Origin of the sequence: Sphingobacterium puteale (assembly GCF_050986225.1) — a bacterium.
Taxonomy (GTDB): Bacteria; Bacteroidota; Bacteroidia; order Sphingobacteriales; family Sphingobacteriaceae; genus Sphingobacterium; species Sphingobacterium puteale.
This window is the reverse complement of record NZ_CP158959.1, coordinates 3,124,157-3,146,282: the sequence shown is the minus strand read 5'-3', so window position 1 is coordinate 3,146,282 and position 22,126 is coordinate 3,124,157. Positions and strand designations below refer to the sequence as shown.

Below are 22,126 nucleotides of genomic sequence, written 5' to 3'. Positions count from 1 at the left end.
AAAACGGATTATGAACAAATTATTTGTAACCTTTCAACGTGGTCATATAAAAAGAAAAGGAGTTCCTTTGCTGGATGACATTACCCTTTTCGACACTTACGATCCTTCCAAAAGGACCAAATTTTACACTGATTCACAATGGCGTACATTAGACTATAAAAACTTACCTTTTCCTCCAGAAGAAAAGGAATATAAGTTTCCTTCGGAATTGTATTTGGTGTTCAAGAAAAAACAGACTGATTTTCAATTCAATTACCTCGAATATGGTTCGGATGTAAAGATATTGTCGCTGGATTTCTTTCGGGAGCTCTCTAATAATGGATTGGATAAAGGTCAATATGAATATTCAACCTTGAAGTTGGTAAATAAGGAAGGTAATCAATTAACAGATAGAAAGTTTTTTGCCTTAAGATTCGGAAAGTTCGATGATGATAAGTTTGATCTCAATCAGAAAACAAGTGTCAGAAGTAAGGTGAACGGAACTACTAATTATATATACCCAGACTTGGCACTTATTACAGAATCTTTGGATAAACATGTTTTTGTCTTGAAGGAATTTGCTTACAGAGCCTCATTTGTGTTCGATGGTAAGGAGTTCGTGACAAACATTGTTGATAAATTTAAAGATATTGATATTTATAATACCAAAGACTTTCCGTTTATTTATGATAACCAATATGATTAACATTTGATTACACTAAAAAATAATTAGGCATAAATAAGAAAAGTATCCATAGTCTATGACAATTTTTTAAAATAAAAGATATCATGTATAAGTTGTTATTAACCATATTTTTGTTTGCCTGCTGTCTTGGGAGTAGTTCAGCACATTATAAAGTAGATACTCAAACCGAACTACAAATGACCTTTTCCTATGCTTATATTCGGGTGGAAGGAAAATTCCTGTCGAAAAAACTAAAGGTGAGAGTTGACTTAGGAGATTCGGATGAACAGATCGCAGAAGGTGAAAAGCTGTCCGAAATACTGACCAATAAAAAGTCGTATGCTGCCATATTGAACTATATGTCTAAAATTGGCTATGAATTAGTAAATACATTCGACTTAACGGATAACTATAATGGCTCGGGAGGAACTTCTGGAATTATTTACGTAATGAAGAAAGCTGAGGAGAATTAACGATCACTCTTGAAATGCACTTTAACAAACTTATTATTGCCGCAATTATAACTATCACAGCTGGGCTATATATAATTATTACAAGTACAAAAGAAAAATCTGACTATACAAAATCGGAAGGAACAATCGAATATTTGGCATTAGAATATGACCGACATCCATTTAATAATCATGCCAAGTACAGATATCTAAAAATAGATAACTACCCCTATGTATTTGAAATATACGAACCAAATAGTGTCGAAAGTGATTTGTAATACCAATCTACTTGGGATCTCAAATTATGATTTATTAATATAAAAAGCTCATTACTGATGAATATCAACAATCAAATATGATAAAGCACCCTTAAATTAATCAAAAATATGTAGTCCACCCGAAACCAATCCACTGTCCGAATACGAACAAAGAATGTCCGAATACGAACACCTATCCAGACAAAACATCATTAACCATATGAATACAAGCCACTTATACAATTGGCAACCTTATTGAAACGGTTTAACCGTTGGATGAAGCCTTCTTAAGACCTATCTGAAAATCATTAGGTCTTTCGATCTTATTTTTTGTTTATTGGCTGACGGAGTAAAAGCAAAAAAACATGATAAAAAACTACCTAAAAATCACGTTGCGAAATATGAACAGAAACAAGGGGTATACATTTTTGAATGTGGCCGGATTAGCCATTGGCATAGCGGCCTGCCTGATCATTTCTTTCTATATCCGGAATGAATTAAGTTACGATGACTATCATACCGATTCGGATCGGATTTACAGGGTTGCCGTGGATATACAGAGCAGTAAAACCAATCGGGTTTTTGCCACTACCTGCGGGCCGCTCGCTCCTGCGCTCAAAAAGGATTTTCCCCAAGCGGAAGCGGCTGTCCGATTATGGCGGCAGAATAATAAACTGATAAAATACGGCAAAAAAAATGCTTTCTACGAAGATAACTTCTTCCTGGTCGACCCCTCGATCTTTGATGTTTTTACGATTCCGCTAAGCAAGGGAACTATGGAAACCGCGTTAAACCGGCCAAACACGTTACTCATTGCTGAAGAAACGGCAAAAAAATACTTTGGGGAAGAAGATCCTATCGGAAAAACCGTGCTTGTCAATGATGAACCGTTTGAGGTTACGGGAGTGATGGAACATTTAGCCAATAACAGCCACCTAAAGTTTAACCTGATTACCTCGCTTGCAACCGTTGAAAAGGAAAGCTGGTTTAATGAGGACATCCAGAACTGGCATTCAACCATGTATTACACCTATATTAAGGTTGCCCCGAACACCAATATTTCCGATTTTGGAAAAGAAATTGAAACAGCCGCAAACCGTTATGTCGGAGATGTGATAAAAGGATGGGGAACTACTTATCGCTACTTTCTTCAACCCATAAAAAGCATTCACCTCCATTCGGATTTGAGTAATGAAGCAGAAACACCGGGAAACGCGGCGAATGTGTATATATTTATCGTGGTGGCCGTGCTGATCATACTGATCGCCTCGCTGAACTATATCAACCTTACAACAGCACAATCGTCCAACCGGGCGAAGGAAATCGGGGTCCGCAAGGCGGTGGGCGCGGCTAAAATCAGCATATTCAATCAGTTTTTGGGCGAATCCATACTACTTACTCTATTCGCGCTTGTTTCCGCCTTGTTACTTGTCCTAGCGATTAAACCCCTATTTGAACACCTGTCGGGTCAGGTTTATCACTTGGACCAGATTTTCACTTTTCAATTCACAGGGTTATTGCTGGGACTTACCTTGCTGGTTGGGATCGCCGCGGCCATCTATCCAGCATTGTTTTTATCGTCTTTTCGGCCGGTGACGGTACTGAAAGGCAAAATAGATATGGGGAATAAAGGCACCTTGCTGCGACAAATATTGGTGGTGTCTCAGTTCTCCATTTCAATCATCCTGATTGTGGGCACGCTTACCGTGTACAAACAATTGAACCATATGAAAAATCAGCGGCTTGGCTTTGACAAGGAGCAGACGCTGATTCTGCCCATACAGGGTGGTATATCGATTGCTGACCGGCTGGAACAGCTCAAGGATGAATTCGGCAGCCATTCTTCCGTGGTCAGCGTTGCCGCATCCTCCAGCATACCCGGAAAAGCCGTATCAAATTATAGCGCTTCCTTATTGGGCGAAGCGGATGACAAAAGCCAATCAATGTATTACCTGTTTGTGGATGCCGATTTTTTGAATACGTATGGAATTGAAATGATTGCTGGTCGGCCTTTCGATAGACGTATGCAAACTGATGCGGAGAATACATTTTTGATCAATGAGAAAGCTGTAAGTGCATTTGGCTGGGCGTCTCCCGGAGAGGCTATAGGCAAACGGCTGAGCACCGGTTTTCAGGCAACGGGAGAGATTATAGGCGTGTATAAAAATTTTAACTACCGCTCCCTGCAAGCGCCCATCGAGCCGCTAATCATGGCGGTCGTTCCCTGGCGGTTTAACCATATCAGCCTGAAACTGAATACTGCGGATCTGTCTTCAACGACGGCCTTCGTAGAAAAGAAATGGCATGAACTCTTCCCCCAAAGCCCTTATGAGTATGTTTTCCTAGATGAGGAGTTTAACCGTCAATATGCTACAGATGAAAAAATGGGGCGAACATTTTTGGTCTTTACTGGTATCGCTATTTTTATCTCCTGTCTTGGCTTATTTGGCTTGGCTACATTTGTTGCTAAGCAGCGCACCAAGGAAATCGGTATCCGTAAAGTGCTTGGTGCATCGGTTACGGGCATCGTACAGCTGCTGTCGAAAGATTTTATCAAATTAGTATTGCTTGCCTTGGTCATCGCCTCGCCTCTGGCCTGGTGGGCAATTAACCAGTGGCTACAAGGGTTTGCCTACCGCATCAACATAGAATGGTGGGTATTTGTAGTAGCGGGATTGGCAGCCGTGGTGATTGCACAATTAACAGTAAGCTTCCAAGCCATTAGGGCGGCAGTCGCCAATCCGGTCGACAGCCTACGGGATGAATAGTAGCGGAAATCCAAGATGGATCCCGCAATGGAAGCTCTACGATTGAATAGTTACATCTCAATAGGTTAGATGGTGGGTAAACTGCGTTATCCACCAAGTACTCATTAAAAGAATATAATGTGAATTCCATTTATAAAAAATCCGAACAGCACAACAGCAACTGAGGACGAGGAAGATGGGGGCGAATATGAATATTACTGCTTAACGACAAAACGCCTTTTAGCACCGCCTTTTAGAATTGTATCCAATGCGTGTGTTAATTCATCCATTGAGATTACCTGTACCATGTCTGATAGAAATTCAGGTTTGAAATCTTTTGCAAGTAAATTCCATATCTCTTCCTTAAATTGTAATGGTTGCTCCACCGAATCTATTCCGATCAGCTTGACGCCTCTTAAAATAAATGGATATATGCTTGTATTTAGATCTCCAGATGCCACATTTCCACAACAGGTTACTACTCCATTGTAATGCAATGATTTTATTATTCCGGATAGGATCTTCCCCCCTACACAGTCAATACCTGCCGCAAAATCGGTACTTGACATGGCACGCGCGTCATATTTTCCAATAAAATCTTCTCTTGATATGACTTCGGAAACGCCAAGAGTACGCTGAAAATAATCCATGCCCTTCCCGGATATAGCTACGACATTATACCCAATCTTTGACAAAATAGCCGCAGAAAGACTCCCTACTCCTCCGGTAGCACCACTTACTACAATTTTTCCGCTGTTGGGGGTAATCCCTGATTTAATCAAGTTATAAACAGAAATACCAGCCGTCAAACCTGCCGTACCAAATGACATGGTTTCCAATGGGGTTAGTCCCGCCGGTAATGGGATGATCCACTCGGCTGGAACACTAATATATTGGCCAAATCCTCCCCAGGTATTCATTCCCAGATCATATCCGGTTACAATCACATTATCTCCCTTATTGAATCGACTGGATCTAGAAGAAACTACCTTTCCTACTGCATCAATTCCTGGTATATGAGGAAATTTTCTCGTTACACCTTTATTTCCCGAAGCAGAGAGTGCATCTTTGTAATTTACGGATGAATACGCTACTTTAATCAGTATATCGTTTTCGATCATCTCATCGAAAGGGACATCTTCAACTTTGCTTTTGAAAATTCCTTCATCTTCTCTGACCATTAAGGCCCTGAATGTATTATACATAAAAATAATTTTGAGTAAATTTGAAAATTAAAACACTAAAAAGCAATAACTTACAAAATAATCACATACTGCACAAAAGTTTAGTTTATTGATTATCAAGGGATAAAATAATGTCAGAAATAGAAAAGATTGAAACAGTTTGCCCGTCGGATATTTTTCTGCAGGTCATAAAGGGGAAGTGTAAGACTACATTAATTATGCTTATAGGGAAAAATAGAAACCGTTTTACGGAGATGAAAAAGACACTGCCAACAATAAGTGAGCGAACAATTGCAAAACAGCTTAGGGAATTGGAGGCTGATGGTATTATTAGCCGAAAGGTTTTCAATGAGGTTCCTTTACGAGTTGAATATTATTTAACAGAATACGGCGAAAGCATTTATCCGATCGTCCGCGATATGCGTAGGTGGGGACATATGCATTTAAAGCATTTGGACAATTTGATTTAGTAAGCTTCAATCCAAAGCGACTAAGATTTATAATGCCTGTTTTACTAATCTCCTGTTCAATCTCATTTGGACCAATATTATTTCAGCAGAAGCTTTCGGTGAGGGATGTATAGTAACTATATATACTAAAACAGCTTAGACCAAAATGGATGCGTTACCAAAATAACACATTCTTAGACCGGACATTCGTGTCAAAGTATGTGTACTTACTACTTATGGGGAGTAGCAGTGTCGCGATCAAATTTATACTGGTCCTCATCTGGTCCTACTGTTATTATTGATTTCTATCAACTGTATTTGCTTAATGAGAAGGTTAACAGAGTCGAGCGACAATTTTTATTTTTTCGTGTAGTAATTCCAAATAGCTTTTGTTATGTCGGCGATAATTTCTTCAGTGACCTCTCGTTCTTCGGTGATGTCTTTTAAGTAAACAGAAAGAACGACGTGATTTCCATTTGGAAGTTTAAAAATGCCGACATCGTTCATCGCCGCTCTTAAATCATTCTCATTTCTATCTGAAATTCCAGTTCTGTGTGCTAATTCTGTTCCTTTAGGAAGCCCTGCTTTCATCCAAGTAAGGCCTCTAGAGCATTCAACCATGAGTTGATAAAGGTATTTTGTGGTGTTCTTTTTAAGAACTTGTCCTGCGTAAAATTTCTCTAATAAATCGGTGGACGCTAATGGCGTTGTTGTGTTGATATAAAGATTCTCCCAAGTTCTCATTTCTTGTTCATTGACTTTTATGGTAAAATCCTTTATCCCTTGTTTATTGATAAACTTTTGGACGGTTTCCGGACCTCCAGTCAAGTCTATAAGAATATCACACCCATTATTATCGCTGTGGGAAACTGTATATCGTAATAGTTGGTCCAAAGTTAAATCTATATTTCCATTCGGAAATTCGTCCCGAATTGGGCTCCAAGTATCTGCGTGCAGATCTTCTTTTTTAATGAAAAATTTCTGTGATAAAGAAAGTTTACCCTTATCAACTAAGTCCAAGGTCGCTAAAGCAATATGAAATTTAAAAACACTCATTAATGGTGCATTTAAATGTCCATTAATACTTAATGTGTCTTTGTCTTCAATTCCCTTCATTGAAATACCGACTGTTGCATTTTTTGTTGAAATGATTTGATGGAGTTCTTTGCGGAGGTTATTACTTTGTTGTGCAAAAGAGTGAACCGAAAACATGAAAATACAGAAAAATAATAAAAATTTGTCCATGAAAAAATCTATTTTTAAAAGGTTACTCTCTTTCACAATCTCTCTCCTCCTGTAAAAATAGTAAGCAATTTCGAAGTTTTCATTAATTGCAGGCAATAAATTGGTCCGTGTACGATAATCGCCGTGTAAATAATTCCAGTATTCCTAATAGTTGGCCAAACTAATTTACCTCGTTTTAAATGGAATTTTTACCCGATCAATTTGTTGACCAGTGATCTTGATTAACATGGGCCGTCCGGATTCGAAAACCAATGACCATTCAATTCAGGAACAGATGAACCATACAGACAAGTAAATTGAGCCGTAGAAGAAAGCAATATGGTTATTAAATCAAGACCTTTGGATAATAAAATTAAATCAATCAAATGTCAAAAATCACTAAAATTCAATTGGGTCAAAACGGCCCCACCGTTTCAAAGCTTGGTCTGGGATGTATGCGGATGTCATCAATATGGGGTGGCCCAACTCCCGATGAAAACGAAGGCATTGCAACCATCCATCAAGCTTTGGACAGCGGGATCAACTTCCTGAATACGGGAGATTTTTATGGTGCAGGCCACAACGAAATGCTTATTGGCAAAGCCATTAAGGGAAGACGGGATGATGCTTTCATCAGTGTCAAATTTGGTGCTATCTTCCACAACGGCCAATGGATCGGTTTGGATCTCCGTCCTGTAGCGATCAAGAATTTTGTCAACTATTCATTGACCCGTCTGGGCATTGAAACTATCGACTTATATCAACCCTGTAGAATGGATGGCAGTGTGCCAATAGAAGACATCATCGGAACGATTGCCGACCTGATAGATCAAGGAAAAGTACGTCATATCGGCGTATCGGAAATAACCGCCGATCAGCTCCGTAAAGCCAACAGCGTTTATCCCGTCAGTGCAATGGAAATCGGTTATTCTTTGGCTGACCGTCAGATCGAAAATGAGCTGTTGCCTGCGGCTAAAGAATTAGGGATCGGTGTCGTGGCATTTGCCAATACGGCAGAAGGACTGTTAACCGGTGACCTAAAAGCTCCAATTCCTGCGGATGACCATCGAAATCACTTTTCCCGTTTTCAGGGCAATAACCTGATCCATAATCTTGAAAAAGTGGAAGTATTAAAAGAAATTGCTCAACGTAAAAATGTCACCCCTACACAACTTGCGATTGCATGGGTAAAAGAACAGGGCGACAATATCATGCCATTGGTGAGTATGAGCCGCAGATCAAGACTACCCGAAAATATTGCTGCGATGGAAATTGTATTTACCCCAGAGGAGATGAATATTTTAAACACTACATTTGCAATAGGTGCTATCAAAGGTGGCACTTATTTACAAAGATAAATGGAAAGTCCAGCAGAAATACTTCCCGGCGTGATATTCTATTCTTACCTTTCTTCTCTGAAGAAAGAGAAAGCATGCGTCTGGAACCACCATACCCTGGTATTACAGGTCTCGGGCCAGATGGTTCTCGAAACCGCTGAGCAGCATGTAAACATATCTGCCGGGGAAGTATTGCTCATTCACAAAAATCAGCTGGGAACCTTGACTAAAACCCCCGGGTCAAATGGCCACTATGAAACTATCGTCATATCACTGCAAGAAGATCTGATGCGTCAGATAGCACTAGAGGAAAAAATGGAAGCTCAGGGTAAATACACTGGCCTTCCGAACATATGCCTCCCCAATAATGCGTTTATCAAAGGTTATTTCCAGTCGGTCATTCCCTATGCGCGAAGCGCTGGTCATGAAATGACTGACGAGATGGGACTTTTAAAGGTGAAAGAGGGAATCAAGTTGATACTAATAGCTGTTCCGGCACTGCGTAACTTTTTGTTTGATTTCGCAGCGCCTTATAAGATGGATCTAGAAAAATTTATGCTGAGCAATTTTCATTTCAATGTCCCTATTGAAAAGTTTGCACAACTCACCGGAAGAAGCCTTTCAGGATATAAAAGAGATTTTCAGAAAACCTTCGGGATGCCGCCACGTAAGTGGTTACAGGATAAAAGGCTGAATGAAGCACGGCATTTAATTGAAAGAAAAAACAAAAAACCATCAGCTATCTATCTCGATCTTGGTTTCGAGACCCTATCTCATTTTTCTTCCGCCTTTAAAAAGAAATTTGGCAAAGCGCCGACTGTACATCAAGTCTGAAATCAACTATGGTCAGGGTAAGCTAATAAGCCGTATCGGCACGAATCAGTTTAGCACTGGAACCCGGGTTTATATTATTGATTGGCTTGTAGGATCGGAATAATCTTTGAACCAATCAGTTCTATGGCCTTCATTAATTGGACATGTGAAAGACCAGCATTGTCCATCTGAAAAGTGAATCTCTGGATACCCCCGAGTGACTCACTGTGATTAATTATTTTCTGAGCAACCGTTTCGGGACCACCAACCACTAATACACCTTTAGGGCCAACATTTAAATCAAACTGAGAACGTGTGATCGGCGCCCATCCTCTTTCTTTACCAATTTGGTTCCACTGATCAGCATGTCCCGGATAATATTCGGCGATAGCGATCACATCATTTTCAGCTACATAACCCGGTGAATGTAGACCGACCTTTAAATCCTCGGAGCTAAACCCTGCCTTAGCCCCTGCTGCTCTGTATATATCGACCAAAGGTTTAAATCGTTCCGTAAATCCACCGATGACAGCCATCATAAGCGGTAATCCCAATCGACCTGCCCTTTCAAAAGAGGCTGGTGTACCGCCAACTCCCAACCAAACAGGGAGCTTTTCTTGCAAAGGTCTTGGATAAACTGGAAGATTATCTATACTCGGACGAAACCTGCCTTTCCAGGTCACAAATTCATTTTTGCGGATTTCCAGCAAAAGATCTAGTTTTTCACGGAACAGCTCATCATAGTCACTAAGATTGAGTCCGAAAAGTCGATATGCTTCTATTGATGATCCTCTACCGACGACCATTTCTGTCCTTCCCTCAGAAATAATATCCAGAGTTGCAAAACTCTGAAAAAGCCGGACAGGGTCTGCAGCGCCAAGAACTGCTACCGCACTTGTCAGCCGTATGTTATTGGTACGTGCAGCTGCAGCCGCCAAAATAACTGCGGGGGAAGAATCTAAAAATCCTTTTTTATGGTGCTCACCTATCCCAAATACGGATAATCCGACCTGGTCGGCAAGTTCGATACGCTCTAGCAATTCTTTCATTGCTAGAGCTGGTGTAATTCCTGTAGTGCCGTACATAGCAGATGCAAAACTGTCAATTCCTATTTCCATAATAAATATTTGCTTTGTATGAAAGCGGCCAGCTAAATGTTGACCGCTTAAAATTATTTTTCAGAACTTCCTTAGCCTTCTTATACCTGCTTTACAAATTGCAGATCTCCTGCTAATTTTACTTCTTCTCCGATCATCAGCCCACCAGTCTCCAACGCAGCATTCCAGGTCAAACCGAAATCTTTTCTGTTGACTTTTCCTTCAAAGGAAAAGCCAGCTCTTGAATTTCCATAGGGGTCTACTTCGATTCCGTTGAAATCCAGGTCGATCGTAACAGGCTTTGTAATTCCATTGATGGTAAGATTTCCTGTAAGCCCATTGTTAACATTTAAAGTGGAAGCCTCAAAACTGATGGTCGGATTTTGTTCCACATTAAAGAAATCAGCGGATTTCAGATGGTTGTCACGATCAGTATTATTTGTTGAAATCGAATCGGTTTTGATCGTTACTCTGGCTTTTGCGTTAGTGAACGTATCATCCTCAGTGTCTACTTCAACATTAAAATCTGTGAAATTTCCTCTTACGTTAGAAATCATCATGTGCTTTACTTTGAAAGTAATATCACTGTGTGTTGGGTCGAGGTTCCATTTTGTTGCCATTGTTGTAAATTTTTAAGTGTTATTTATAATTAATTTTTATTTTCTTTTATTAACTCTTTAGAGCAAGCAGATTGTATGTTAATAATCCTATCTATATTACTGTTAATCTTAAAGTTTCTATGTCAAAGTTCAGTTTTTGCTAAAAAATGTGGAATGATGTTTGTCAAAAAATACAATTGATAAATGTCAAGCCTAATCGATCTGATAAAGTCCAAAAATATTTCCGGCAAATAACAGATGACTGTAAGCATAGCTTTCACATGTCCTGATAATACCATCAACAGGTTCAACTCCAGCTTTTAGCAAAATATCCACCGATTTTTCTAAGTCATCCACCTGGAAACCGATTACAATATCGCCATCCTTAAAGATCATTTGGGGCTCAGTTAGACCCGTTCCATAGATTTCCAGTAATGTATTGTCCATAAGTTTATAAACAGATAGGCCTGGATCTCCTAATATCTTTTTTGCGCCCAATACGCTTGCAAGTGTATCCCATTGCTCCGAAGTTCCAGGATTGCCATTAATTGAAATGCGAAGTGGAATTTTATTTTTTCTCATAGTTGGAGTTGTTGATTTATGAATTTATTCTTAAAATAAATCCGAAGGTTTTATTCAAAACGACAAGCTTCTTCAAAGCTCAGACGCGGATCACGAGGATGAAGTTTGGAATCATCTCCATAACCGATCGTGCAGATGAAATTTGCCTTCCATGAAGTCCCTTTAAAAAATGTTTGATCGATTATATTGTTATGGAATCCGGACATTGGACATACATCCAGTCCCAGACCACGTGCTGCAATCATGAGATAAGCTCCAGTTAGGGAACTGCTCCTATATGCTATAGATTCGGCAAAGTTAGGGTCATTTTCAAACATAGGTTTAACATCCATTCTCGGAAACAGTTTTGGTGCCTCTTGCCAAAAAAGCTCGTCTTGTGCTATGATCGCAGTCACCGGCGCCGACTTGACCTGCCCTAGATTGCTTCCCATCCCTTCTAATGCGGGATAAAGCTTTTCTTTTCCTGCTTCACTTCGAACGAATACAATTCTGGCAGGCTGCAGGTTGCCACTTGTCGGACCATATTTTATAATCTCGTACAGTGCTTTTAGATCTTCATCTGAGACTTCTTTGTCCCTCCAATGGTGGTGTGATCTTGCTTGGGTGAAAAGCTGATCAAAAACATCGGTAGAAAGAATTTTTCTATCTAAACTTTGTAGATCATTGTAATTTGTGTGAGAATTTGAATTTGTTGTCATTATAGTAAATTTTAATTGTCCTTATTATTTTTTGTACACTCTATTCTTCAAAGAGACATTGCCCTTGATTAATTTTGCTATTACAAATTTGCGCTAATCATAAAAAAGCATAAATGACGTTTGTCAAAAAATGCTCTTGACAATTATCAAGAGCATAGCACTATCCTCAATCAGGGACTCGTCTTAGGACACCTATTTAAAACAAAAAAGGACTCGCTTGAGTCCTTTTCAATTACTAAAACATTTATGCTGAACTAGAAATTTACAGTTATCTTTATTTTATTTTCTTCTGCAGCAGATTAGTCCGAAACTAAACTAAAAAGATGGCACGTATTAAAGAACCACCATTTGATCGTATAATCATTTAATCAACCATTCAAGGCATTCTTTTTAATTCTGCTTAATGTTTCAGGGGAAATACCGAGGTAAGATGCAACCATATTTTGCGGAAATCTTAATATGAACGATGGATAGGACTTCATCAGGTCTTCATAGCGCTCTTCTGCGCTCATGCTTATAGCTGTATGTATTCGTTTCTGGCTTGCTATGAAGCTCTGCTTATCCATTGATTTTAAGGTAGCGGCAACAGCAGGAATCGCTGCTATAAGCTCCTGCAAATGCTCCCAGGTAATCTGCAGTAGATCAGAATCTTCAAGCATTTCTATGTGAAATTTTGTAGGGGTGCCCTGCGTATAACTTTCAGTATCCCCAAGCCACCAACCTTCAACCCCAAAACGAACAATATGCTCCTGTCCTTTATCATTAACCGAAAACATACGGGCGGATCCTTTAACAACAAAATTGGCATATTTGCAAACATCCCCCTCCTGCAAAAGATATTGCCGTTTCCGAAATTTTTTAGGCTTGAATTTTTCTTCTATAAGAGTCTTTTCATCAGATTCCAACGTCATTCCGGATTTATCTTTAATATATTTAAATAAGGTTTCGTACATAGGTGGTCAAATAAAACTTGTATTAAAGATAAAAAACTTTTATGAGCAATCAGGCAAAGAAAACCTTAGGGTATGAAGCAAAACGTTAAGAACTAGATTGCTAGAACCTTTCTTTCAAGAGATTTTATCTTTAATCGCAGAATTTTTTCTGTTTTAAATGTGGTTTTGATTGTTTTAATTTTCATCAGTTATTAATTCTATTCAATTGCGTACTGTTTAGGAAAATCTATATCTTGATGGCAAGGCTGTTTGGATTGCCATATGTTGATCTGGTTTATTTCCGGTCAAACTAAAAGTGTTCAAGCTGATGCTACACATCTCTTTAAAAAGGGTGATATCTTATGAACATACGGAACAGTTATAATGATATCAAAATCTTACCTTTAACCTTGCGCATTTCTACCGCCTTATGTGCCTGGTCAATTTGTTGCAATGGATATATTTGTCCAATCGTCGGTTTATATTTTCCATCGGTAAGACAGCGGTTGATATCCGTTACAGCTTTTATTTTATAATTTTCAGGAATCGCATAAACATACGCAAAACGCAATGTCACATTTCGTTTGATAAGGTCGAGTAAAGGTACTGGAACGATCTGTTCTGGAGAGCTGACAGAATACGTACTTATCACTCCAGCATTATCCAAACAACGAACATCCACTTTATAATTCGCTGCCAGATCCACCTCCACTATCTTTGAAACACCTGCACCATGCGTTGCTTTTCTGATTTCATCTTCAATATTTTCGCTTCCCAAATGGATAACTAAATCGGCTCTTTTCGAAAGTACTGACTGTTTATCATTTATATCCCGTACCGTCGCTGCAACCCATGCTCCGGCCCACTTGGCCAAAAGGATGACAGCCTCTCCTACTGCTCCGGCTCCTCCCTGCACCAGGATCTTTTTGTCCCTTATATCTCCGTCAGCAAATAAACAGTAGTGAGCTGTTATAGCGGGTACACCTAATGAAGCACCTACTTCTAAACTTATATTATCTGGTAATGAAACAGCCTGTTTAGCATCTAAAATTACATATTGTGCTGCTGAACCATCGCTCCTACCATACTGAGCTTCATAAATCCAAACCCTTTGGTTTAATCTACTATTTTCTACGCTCTCCCCCACCATGTCAATGACACCTGCACCGTCCTGATGTGGTATTATCCTTGGATAGGGCATTTTCCCAGTAAAACCTGTTCTTGTCTTTATATCAGAAGGGTTTACACCCGACATAGCAATTTTAACACGAACCTGCCCCGGACCGGGAAAAGGAATCGGAATTTCCTGTACTTTCAATACTTCATCAGCTGGCCCTTGTTTCTCATAAAAAGCAGCCTTCATCTTGCCTTCGGAACTCATAACAAAATATTTAAAAAATAGACTTAAGAAACTAGTTCAGTATACTTTTTTCGGTAATGTCCCGGGGAAACGCCTTCCTTTGCCTTAAAAAAGCGGCTAAAAGTTTGGATATTATCATAGCCTAATTCATAGGCAATCTCCTTAATAGACAGGCTGGAGTAATTGATCTGCCGCCTCGCATGAATCATGATACGATCATGAATAATATTTAGCGGGGCTCGGTCGGAAACCATAGAGAATAAGTTGGAAAGTGTCTTAGGAGATTTATTCAGCTGCGACGCATAGAATGCGACATCATGATGCTCAGCAAAGTGCCTTTCAACCAAATAGTTAAATTCCCTGATAACGTCTCCTTGATTTATATCAATACGGTCAAAATTTTTATTCTTTCTTAAGATTCGAACGGACAAAATTAAAAACCTTTTCAACAGGGCTTGTAGCATATCCTGCTGTAATATATCTGAATTCTTCATCTCGCTGCAGAAAATATCCCATGATTTCTCAAAATCGCTGACCATAGTTTCAGGTATGCTAACGATTGGAATCTCAGTTGCACCAAAAAATAAAAGCCCTTTACTTCCGACTTCATTATCATGATTGACGATGCAGTAAAATGGCTGATTGAATCTGACCATCCGTGCTGATTCAAAGCTAATCTGATCAATGCGATGAAATTCTGTAAGAAAAATGATCTGATTGTACTCAAGTTCATAAGGTACCTTATCGATAACTATATCAATTTTTTTTCCGGTGTTCCATATAAAAGTCATGTCTGTCTTCTTAACATCTAGAATGACGTTGATATCTAATGGATTTAAATCGAAAACCTGTAAAACTTCGTGTGAATTGTTAGTGAATATCATATTTTATACTCGCTGTGTTATTGTTCTTTTGTAGTTAAGCTTTCGCTGTTCCTAAACTATATTTAAATTAATGCTCTTTTTACAAACATAACATGGCAATCATAAACGAACGTTGATAAATATCAATAAAGAAAAAGATCTTGACTATTTGTGTCCCAATTTTACACGTGACTTTCTAACTCGGCTTAATGTTTCTTTGGAAACTCCTAGATAAGATGCAATATGATGAAGCGGAAACCGCTGAACGATTTCAGGATAGCATCGAACAAACCGCTCATAACGTTGCAAAGCATTCAGACTTATAGCCGCATCTAGACGTTTCTGTGAGGCAATGTGATTATTTTCACTCATTTTCCAGAACATCCGTTGAATTGCCGGCATTTCTAAAAGTATTTCCAGATCTTGCCTTCTGAATACCAAAAGATCAGTATCTTCCCATGCCTCTATGTAATAGACCGATGGGATATGATGAATAAAACTTTCGCGATCTGTAATCCACCAATTCTCAATGCACAATTGGTTGATACACTCGATGCCCTTATCAGCAATGCTGAATTGGCGTACGGCGCCTTTTAATATAAACCCAGTATAAGCACAAATACTACCTTCTTCAAGAAAAAATTGCCTACGACGAAGTTTTTTAGGTTTCATGATACTAGCAATACGTTCCCTATCACAAGTTAGAAGTTCAGCATCGCTGTATCGTTCGATGTAATCAAAAAGCGGGTCGTACATTCTTTGTTACTTTTTTATTGGTGGTAGCTTATCAATAGTATCTATACCAAAAATAACAAAAAATCCCGCTTTTCAAAATACAACTTCAGCGACTTATCACAGTCTTCTTTCTGATTCGTCGATCGGAAGATCGTTCACACTGGCAAATCTCCTCTGCATCAATCCGTTCTCATCATATTCCCAGTTTTCATTTCCGTAAGCACGAAACCACTGACCTTCTTCATTATGAAACTCATATTCATAACGAACAGCAATTCTGTTATCTGTAAATGCCCACAATTCTTTCTTTAACTTGTAATTAAGCTCTCTCTCCCACTTTCCCGTTAAAAATTCAATGATCTGTTGCCTGCCATTTATGAAAGTGGACCTGTTTCTCCATTCGCTATTGATGGTATAAGCCTGCGCTACTCGTTCCGGATCTTTCGAATTCCAGGCATCTTCTGCCAACTGAACTTTTTGTAATGCTGTTTCCAATGTAAATGGTGGCAAGGGATGTCTCTGTTCCATGTTATATAATTTTATATTTATAAAATAATTTAAAAGACTTTAGATAGTCAATATGAGTATAATACCACCAGCGGCTTATTCAGCTCACCGGCGGTAATTTATTCCCTCCTGATCCTACAGGATCTTTTTAAAATTTAAACTGAAAGAACTTTTCTGTCAAGAAAGCCATCGATGATAGCTGAGATTTCTTCACCATGCGATTCAAGTGCAAAATGTCCCGCATCAAATAAGTGGAACTCGAGGTTCTTCACATCTTTTTTGAAGGCTTCCGCACCTGACCCCGGAAAAATATAGTCGTCTTTCCCGTAAACAATCAGCATTTCAGGTTGGTGGTCTCTAAAATATTGTTGCCAGCTCGGATATAAAGGTACATTGTTTTGGTAGTCATAAAACAATGCTAACTGTATTGCACCATTTTCAGGTCTTTCCAAATGTCTAAGGTCAATCTCCCAATTGTCCGGAGAAACAACGCTTTGATCAGGAACATTGTGCGTATACTGCCACTTTAAACCGTTAAGATCATGAAAGCCCCTTAATGTTTTTTCAGCTTCTTTGTTGTTTCTGTCAGCCCAGTAGGCTTTGATCGGATCCCAAAATGCCTCTAATCCTTCCTCATAAGCACATCCATTCTGCACGATCAGTGTGTCTATTTTCTCAGGGCTTGCACTCGCAATTCTAAAACCTATCGGTGCACCATAGTCCATTAGATATAAGCTATACTTATGAATATTCAGCTTCTCCAAAAGTGTCGTAATTATTTTTGCAAAATTGTCAAAGGTATATTCAAACTCTGCCATCGGCGGCTGCTCACTTCTACCATATCCAGGATAATCCGGAGCGATCAAATGGTATTTAGGGGACAATGACTGGATTAGGTTGCGGTACATGTGCGATGAGGTAGGATAACCATGAAGCAGAACTAATGTAGGTTTGCTTTTATCCCCCGCTTCCCTGTAAAAAATTTCTACTCCATTTACTTTTTCTGTTTTGAAAGTCGTTTTCATTATTTAAATTTTTATAGGTTATTAATTCTTTTCAATTGGTGCCTGTTTCGGAAAATCAATTTCCGTATCAGCCAGAATATTTACATAATTTGTGAATATGCTCAGGGATACTTGAGCTAATATTTCAATGATCTGTTGATCATTGTAGCCTACTGCCCTAACACTTTTTAACGCATCATCAGAGACGGCGCCTCGATTTTCCAATATTTCTTTGCTGAACGCCAATGCCGCATTTATCTTTGGATCAGTAGAAGTAGCATGTCGTGCATCAGTCACATCTTCATCTTTTATACCCATCTTGCCAGCGACAAAACTATGTGCTGAATTACAATAATTACATCCGTTTTCGTTTGCAACTGTCAGAGCGATGAGCTCGCCCAACTTATTACCTAAGGATGATGTGCCAAGACCGCTGCTAAATCCAAGATACCCGTTTAACACAGCTGGAGAATTAGCCATCGTTCTCATCATGTTGGGAACCATTCCCATTTTAGATTTTACTACATCTAATAGTTCTTTTGTTTTTCCGGTAGCTTCTTCCAGATCTACGATTTTAATACGTGCCATAATATTGCTTTTTTAATTTTTAACTTGTTTTATCTAATTTGATACTACAAAGTTGATCATTAAAACAAGGCGGTCGTTAGGCAGTCTTTCCCGAAGAGTTATCAATTTTTCCCATCTAAAAAAAATTCTTAATTTCCATTTACAGTAGCCATCAATTGAGTGATCGTTATAGAATCAAGTAACACTGTTTCTTGACTGTGAATTACTTCACAGCTGAACATCCTTTCAAAATATAACTAAGCCCCCTCATCGGTAAAAAACGTTAAGGACCAAGATTGGTCGGTGGTTACTTAATCTGGCTTCCATAACATTTTACTGGTATAACTTCGTAACTTAGGTCAAGGAAATTTTTTGACAAATGTCAATCTTTTTTAGTTTAAAAAAAATGAACTTAGTCAATGGATAAAAACGAGAAAATAACATAAACAGTATTAAAAAAAACAGTTATGAAAAAGATAGCAATTAATGGATTTGGACGCATCGGACGTGCGGCATTAAAAATAATAACAGAGACCGCTGACCTAGATATTGTCGGCATCAACGATTTGATGAGTATTGAAAATGCTGCGTATCTACTCAAGTATGATAGCAACTATGGTAAATATGAAAAGGATGTAAGGATCGAAGATGGCAACCTTATAGTTAATGGAAAAACAATAAAATATACCAGTTTCAGGGAAATCGAAAGTCTTCCCTGGAGAGATATCCATGCTGAAATAGTGATCGAAAGTACGGGCATTTTCACAAACAAGGCCGACGCTGAAAAGCACCTGTCCGCAGGCGCAAAATTTGTCGTGATATCTGGTCCTACCAAAGATACGCCAACAGTCGTTCATGGGGTGAATACTGAAGACGGAAAGGTTTCGGTTTTTTCTTGTGCAAGCTGTACTACAAACAACATCAGCCCGATAATCGAGATATTGGGCAGAAGAATTGGAATTAAAAAAGCGATTCTCAATACAACACACGGTTACACAGCTTCTCAGACATTGATCGATGCCCCTTCAAAAAAGGAACCTAGAATGGGCAGAGCGGCAGGAATCAATCTCGCTCCAGCAGCCACCGGTGCTGCAATCGCGACCACTAAGGCGTTACCGCAATATGCCGGCAAATTTGATGGAATAGCAATTAGGGTACCAGTTCCTGTTGGGTCTATTTCAGATATTACATTTATTGCTGACAGACCAACAACTATAGAGGAGATCAATCAAATTTTAATCGATGAGTCCAAAACTGACCGATATAATAAAGTTCTTGCAGTAACGGACGAACCTCTTGTATCTACCGATATCATTAAAAGCGCCTTTGCGGCCACCGTTGATCTGGAAATGACAAGGGTTGTAAATGGAGACCTGGTAAAAGTTATGGCCTGGTATGATAATGAATGGGGATTTACGAACCAAATGATAAGGCAAATACAGTCGATATAAAACTTTAAAGATGAATTACGCAAATACTGCCTTCACAGAAGTTATTAAGGCTCTACAAGAAAAAAATGGGAGCCGGGCTGCTTATGATCGTATGGAAAAATTTAGTTATGTCGATGGCCTGACAGAGATCGAAAAGAATTTTATCGGGACAATGGACAGTTTCTACATGGCATCTTACGGAGAAAACGGGTTTCCTTACATCCAACATCGTGGCGGTGCCAAAGGATTCATTAAAATAATGGACAAGGATACGATCGGTATCATTGATTTTAGTGGAAATAAGCAATATATATCTATTGGAAATATAGCCTCCAATGCAAACGTCGCTCTAATTTTGGTATCCTATCCAATGCGTGCGAGGTTAAAAATATATGCCGAAGCTGAGGTCGTGGAAATTAATGATGATCCTGGATTGTATGAATTTTTAAAGCCGGTTAATTATAAATTTAAAGCAGAACGCATTTTATTATTCCACATTAAAGCTTATGATTGGAACTGTCCCCAACATATCACACCACGATATACCGAAGCGGAAGTAACGGAGATAATAGCACCGAAACTTCAGTACATTGAAAAATTGGAACAGGAACTATCGGATCTTAAAAAAAAACTCGATAAACTCTAACCTGATAAGCAATCACTTATAAATTCACACTATGCAAAATAAACAGGTACAGGTCACCTACCTTGGTGGCCCAACCATAATCATCGAGATTGAAGGATTACGGTTCATGACAGATCCCACTCTTGATCCAGAAGGGACTTTTTTTAAATTAAATGCAAAGATGACCGAGCGCAAGTTAGCTGGCCCGGCAACATTTCCAGATAAATCCATTGATATTGTTTTACTGAGCCACGATCAGCATTTTGACAACTTGGATGGTATGGGGAGAGCTTATTTAAAAGAGGTTGGTGACGTCTTGACCACAAAGGCGGGAGCAGAAAGACTTAAGGGTAACTCAAAAGGACTTGTCCCTTATGAACAAAGGACTTACACAACACCAACTGGAAAAAAAATTAAGATCACCGCTACCCCCGCACGTCATGGGCCAGCGGGAATTGAGAGGATTACAGGTGATGTAATTGGTTTTCACATAGAAGTTGACTCTCCAAATGGTATTCAGCTATACATTACTGGGGATACGGTATACTATAATGAAATCGAATTATTGGCAGATCGCATTAACCCCGATTATATATTTATCTTTGCAGGGGCTGCCCGTCCGCGTGGTCCATTCAACGTCACAATGGGTACCAACGATGCACTTGACACCGCTGCTGCCTTCCCAAGTTCTATTTTGATTCCTGTTCACTCTGAGGGGTGGTCACATTACACCGAAAATAATGCAAATTTGAAAGAAGCTTTCCAAATCCTAGGAATTGAAGATCAGCTAAAAATACTTGAACCCGGAATTCCCACAACGCTAGCTATTTAGATGTGAATAAACCGGGTTAAAGAAACAATTTTAAAATAAAACAAATTAAACATGCAATTATATGACTAACAATTCGAAGATCACGTCAAATGCTGTATCACATTATCAAAATTCACTGACAGTGGCCCCCAGAGGCCCAATATTGTTGAAGATTTCTTCCTGCATGAAAAGATGGCTCAATTCAATCGTGAGAGAATACCGGAGCGTATTGTCCACGCAAAAGGAACAGGCGTATTTGGAAGATTTGTGGTTACCGGGGATATCACAAAATATTCGAGGGCAAAAGTAATTATGAGCTCAGAAAAACTCCATATTTTTACCTTATTATGCATAATACTTTCCCTTCTGTTCAAAGGAAGTGCTCAGTGGATTTTGAAAATGTCTACAGTGATTCCTCTTATCATATTTTTTTATTCCAGGGTTACGGAAAGATAACTGTTGACTTTGTAGAGTATGATTTTCAAGGCAGAACTGTACTTTTTTCCTCTCCGTTTCAGAACATCCGGATAACGAGCAATTCAATAATCGATGTGGATGTTCTCGAGTTTCATAGCGACTTTTATTGTATAGAGTTTCATAAAAAAGAAGTTGCCTGCAATGGATTACTTTTCAATAACATCTATCTCTTTCCACAATTTCAGTTAAGCGAGGAAATATTTAACGAAGTTTCGGATTACTTTTCCAAGATCATGAAAGTCGATAGTCAGGAAAATCTCTCCGCCTCCATCCTTCAGTCTTATCTACAGCTGATTCTGGCAATCTGCAGTAAAGAGAAAAACAAAATATTACCAGAAGGGAAAGCGGTTCAAGAAAATTTCAATGAGTTAATATTATTCCAAAACCTGGTGGAAACGCACTTTCTTTCTAATAGAGAGCTCACATTTTATGCTGATCTGCTACACATAGCGCCAAATACATTGAGTAAGAAAATTAAACTTATTTTCAATAAAACACCCTCGCAGATCATTCAGGAACGAGTGATACTTGAAGCTAAAAAACAGATTCATCTCACCCATAGATCTATAAAAGAAATAGCAGCAGAACTTAATTTTAACGACGAATTCCACTTCAGCAAATATTTTAAAAAATATACAGGTGTATCCCCATCATTTTTCCGCAAAGCGGTAGGAATTTCTCCTGTGGCAGATTTGGACAAGTAATTTCCATA

At 38.9% G+C, this 22,126-nt stretch carries 24 protein-coding genes; 11 read left to right on the top strand and 13 right to left on the bottom strand.

Annotated elements, in window-relative coordinates; translation table 11 throughout:
• Positions 1-10 precede the first annotated feature (10 nt).
• The 3 genes from ABTV71_RS13245 to ABTV71_RS13235 all read left to right on the top strand — a co-directional run bounded on the left by ABTV71_RS13245 (position 11) and on the right by ABTV71_RS13235 (position 4,141).
• A complete protein-coding gene (locus ABTV71_RS13245; RefSeq protein ID WP_121124750.1) occupies positions 11-685 on the top strand; it encodes an Imm43 family immunity protein in 675 nt (224 codons plus the stop codon).
• A gap of 83 nt (positions 686-768) precedes the next feature.
• The gene (locus ABTV71_RS13240) at positions 769-1,137 is read left to right on the top strand and encodes a hypothetical protein (RefSeq protein ID WP_121124748.1); all 369 of its coding nucleotides are present in this window, start codon (positions 769-771) and stop codon (positions 1,135-1,137) included.
• A gap of 637 nt (positions 1,138-1,774) precedes the next feature.
• Positions 1,775-4,141: an ABC transporter permease gene (locus ABTV71_RS13235; RefSeq protein WP_433903483.1), complete on the top strand. Its 2,367-nt coding sequence runs from the start codon at positions 1,775-1,777 to the stop codon at positions 4,139-4,141.
• A 194-nt stretch (positions 4,142-4,335) separates the two neighbouring features.
• Here ABTV71_RS13235 and ABTV71_RS13230 read toward each other — a convergent pair whose 3' ends face one another.
• Complete coding sequence (locus ABTV71_RS13230; RefSeq protein ID WP_433903482.1) at positions 4,336-5,325, bottom strand: YhdH/YhfP family quinone oxidoreductase; 990 nt, start codon at positions 5,323-5,325, stop codon at positions 4,336-4,338.
• Between the two features lie 110 nt (positions 5,326-5,435).
• Here ABTV71_RS13230 and ABTV71_RS13225 point away from each other — a divergent pair, with 110 nt between their 5' ends.
• A complete protein-coding gene (locus tag ABTV71_RS13225) occupies positions 5,436-5,774 on the top strand; it encodes a winged helix-turn-helix transcriptional regulator (RefSeq protein ID WP_075993032.1) in 339 nt (112 codons plus the stop codon).
• A 336-nt stretch (positions 5,775-6,110) separates the two neighbouring features.
• Here ABTV71_RS13225 and bla read toward each other — a convergent pair whose 3' ends face one another.
• Entirely contained in the window at positions 6,111-6,998 is an 888-nt protein-coding gene (bla, locus tag ABTV71_RS13220) for a class A beta-lactamase, subclass A2 (RefSeq protein ID WP_433903481.1), read from the bottom strand.
• Positions 6,999-7,363: 365 nt separating this feature from the next.
• Between bla and ABTV71_RS13215 the strand changes: the two genes are divergently transcribed.
• Positions 7,364-8,335, top strand: a complete 972-nt coding sequence (locus ABTV71_RS13215) for an aldo/keto reductase (protein ID WP_433903480.1) — start codon at positions 7,364-7,366, stop codon at positions 8,333-8,335.
• Entirely contained in the window at positions 8,336-9,148 is an 813-nt protein-coding gene (locus ABTV71_RS13210; protein ID WP_433903479.1) for a helix-turn-helix domain-containing protein, read from the top strand.
• Positions 9,149-9,222: 74 nt separating this feature from the next.
• Here the strand turns inward: ABTV71_RS13210 and ABTV71_RS13205 are convergent, their stop codons facing one another.
• From ABTV71_RS13205 to ABTV71_RS13155, 11 genes are all read right to left on the bottom strand, one after another.
• The gene (locus ABTV71_RS13205) at positions 9,223-10,245 is read right to left on the bottom strand and encodes an LLM class flavin-dependent oxidoreductase (protein WP_433903478.1); all 1,023 of its coding nucleotides are present in this window, start codon (positions 10,243-10,245) and stop codon (positions 9,223-9,225) included.
• 80 nt (positions 10,246-10,325) lie between these two features.
• The gene (locus ABTV71_RS13200; RefSeq protein WP_433903477.1) at positions 10,326-10,844 is read right to left on the bottom strand and encodes a YceI family protein; all 519 of its coding nucleotides are present in this window, start codon (positions 10,842-10,844) and stop codon (positions 10,326-10,328) included.
• Between the two features lie 192 nt (positions 10,845-11,036).
• Positions 11,037-11,405, bottom strand: a complete 369-nt coding sequence (locus ABTV71_RS13195) for a VOC family protein (RefSeq protein ID WP_433903476.1) — start codon at positions 11,403-11,405, stop codon at positions 11,037-11,039.
• A gap of 50 nt (positions 11,406-11,455) precedes the next feature.
• Positions 11,456-12,103, bottom strand: coding sequence for a malonic semialdehyde reductase (locus tag ABTV71_RS13190; protein WP_433903475.1), 648 nt, complete (start codon positions 12,101-12,103; stop codon positions 11,456-11,458).
• Between the two features lie 368 nt (positions 12,104-12,471).
• The gene (locus ABTV71_RS13185; protein WP_433903709.1) at positions 12,472-13,014 is read right to left on the bottom strand and encodes a Crp/Fnr family transcriptional regulator; all 543 of its coding nucleotides are present in this window, start codon (positions 13,012-13,014) and stop codon (positions 12,472-12,474) included.
• Positions 13,015-13,414: 400 nt separating this feature from the next.
• Positions 13,415-14,416 (bottom strand): NADPH:quinone reductase, encoded by a 1,002-nt coding sequence (locus tag ABTV71_RS13180; protein ID WP_433903474.1) that lies wholly within the window; start codon positions 14,414-14,416, stop codon positions 13,415-13,417.
• 23 nt (positions 14,417-14,439) lie between these two features.
• On the bottom strand, positions 14,440-15,279 hold the full coding sequence (locus ABTV71_RS13175) for a helix-turn-helix domain-containing protein (RefSeq protein ID WP_433903473.1): 840 nt from the start codon (positions 15,277-15,279) through the stop codon (positions 14,440-14,442).
• A 144-nt stretch (positions 15,280-15,423) separates the two neighbouring features.
• Positions 15,424-16,014, bottom strand: a complete 591-nt coding sequence (locus ABTV71_RS13170; RefSeq protein ID WP_433903472.1) for a Crp/Fnr family transcriptional regulator — start codon at positions 16,012-16,014, stop codon at positions 15,424-15,426.
• A gap of 96 nt (positions 16,015-16,110) precedes the next feature.
• Positions 16,111-16,521, bottom strand: a complete 411-nt coding sequence (locus tag ABTV71_RS13165) for a DUF1348 family protein (protein ID WP_433903471.1) — start codon at positions 16,519-16,521, stop codon at positions 16,111-16,113.
• 134 nt (positions 16,522-16,655) lie between these two features.
• Complete coding sequence (locus ABTV71_RS13160) at positions 16,656-17,525, bottom strand: alpha/beta fold hydrolase (RefSeq protein WP_433903470.1); 870 nt, start codon at positions 17,523-17,525, stop codon at positions 16,656-16,658.
• Positions 17,526-17,546: 21 nt separating this feature from the next.
• Positions 17,547-18,092 (bottom strand): carboxymuconolactone decarboxylase family protein, encoded by a 546-nt coding sequence (locus tag ABTV71_RS13155; protein WP_433903469.1) that lies wholly within the window; start codon positions 18,090-18,092, stop codon positions 17,547-17,549.
• 446 nt (positions 18,093-18,538) lie between these two features.
• Between ABTV71_RS13155 and ABTV71_RS13150 the strand changes: the two genes are divergently transcribed.
• From ABTV71_RS13150 to ABTV71_RS13130, 5 genes are all read left to right on the top strand, one after another.
• The gene (locus tag ABTV71_RS13150; RefSeq protein ID WP_433903468.1) at positions 18,539-19,522 is read left to right on the top strand and encodes a type I glyceraldehyde-3-phosphate dehydrogenase; all 984 of its coding nucleotides are present in this window, start codon (positions 18,539-18,541) and stop codon (positions 19,520-19,522) included.
• 10 nt (positions 19,523-19,532) lie between these two features.
• Positions 19,533-20,147, top strand: a complete 615-nt coding sequence (locus ABTV71_RS13145; RefSeq protein WP_433903467.1) for a pyridoxamine 5'-phosphate oxidase family protein — start codon at positions 19,533-19,535, stop codon at positions 20,145-20,147.
• 31 nt (positions 20,148-20,178) lie between these two features.
• Positions 20,179-20,958 (top strand): MBL fold metallo-hydrolase, encoded by a 780-nt coding sequence (locus ABTV71_RS13140; RefSeq protein ID WP_433903466.1) that lies wholly within the window; start codon positions 20,179-20,181, stop codon positions 20,956-20,958.
• Between the two features lie 171 nt (positions 20,959-21,129).
• Positions 21,130-21,393 carry a catalase gene (locus ABTV71_RS13135; RefSeq protein ID WP_433903464.1) on the top strand — a complete coding sequence of 88 codons (264 nt, stop codon included), beginning with the start codon at positions 21,130-21,132 and terminating at the stop codon, positions 21,391-21,393.
• On the top strand, positions 21,324-22,118 hold the full coding sequence (locus ABTV71_RS13130; protein ID WP_433903463.1) for a helix-turn-helix domain-containing protein: 795 nt from the start codon (positions 21,324-21,326) through the stop codon (positions 22,116-22,118). Before ABTV71_RS13135 ends, ABTV71_RS13130 begins: the two co-directional genes overlap by 70 nt.
• Positions 22,119-22,126: the final 8 nt, after the last annotated feature.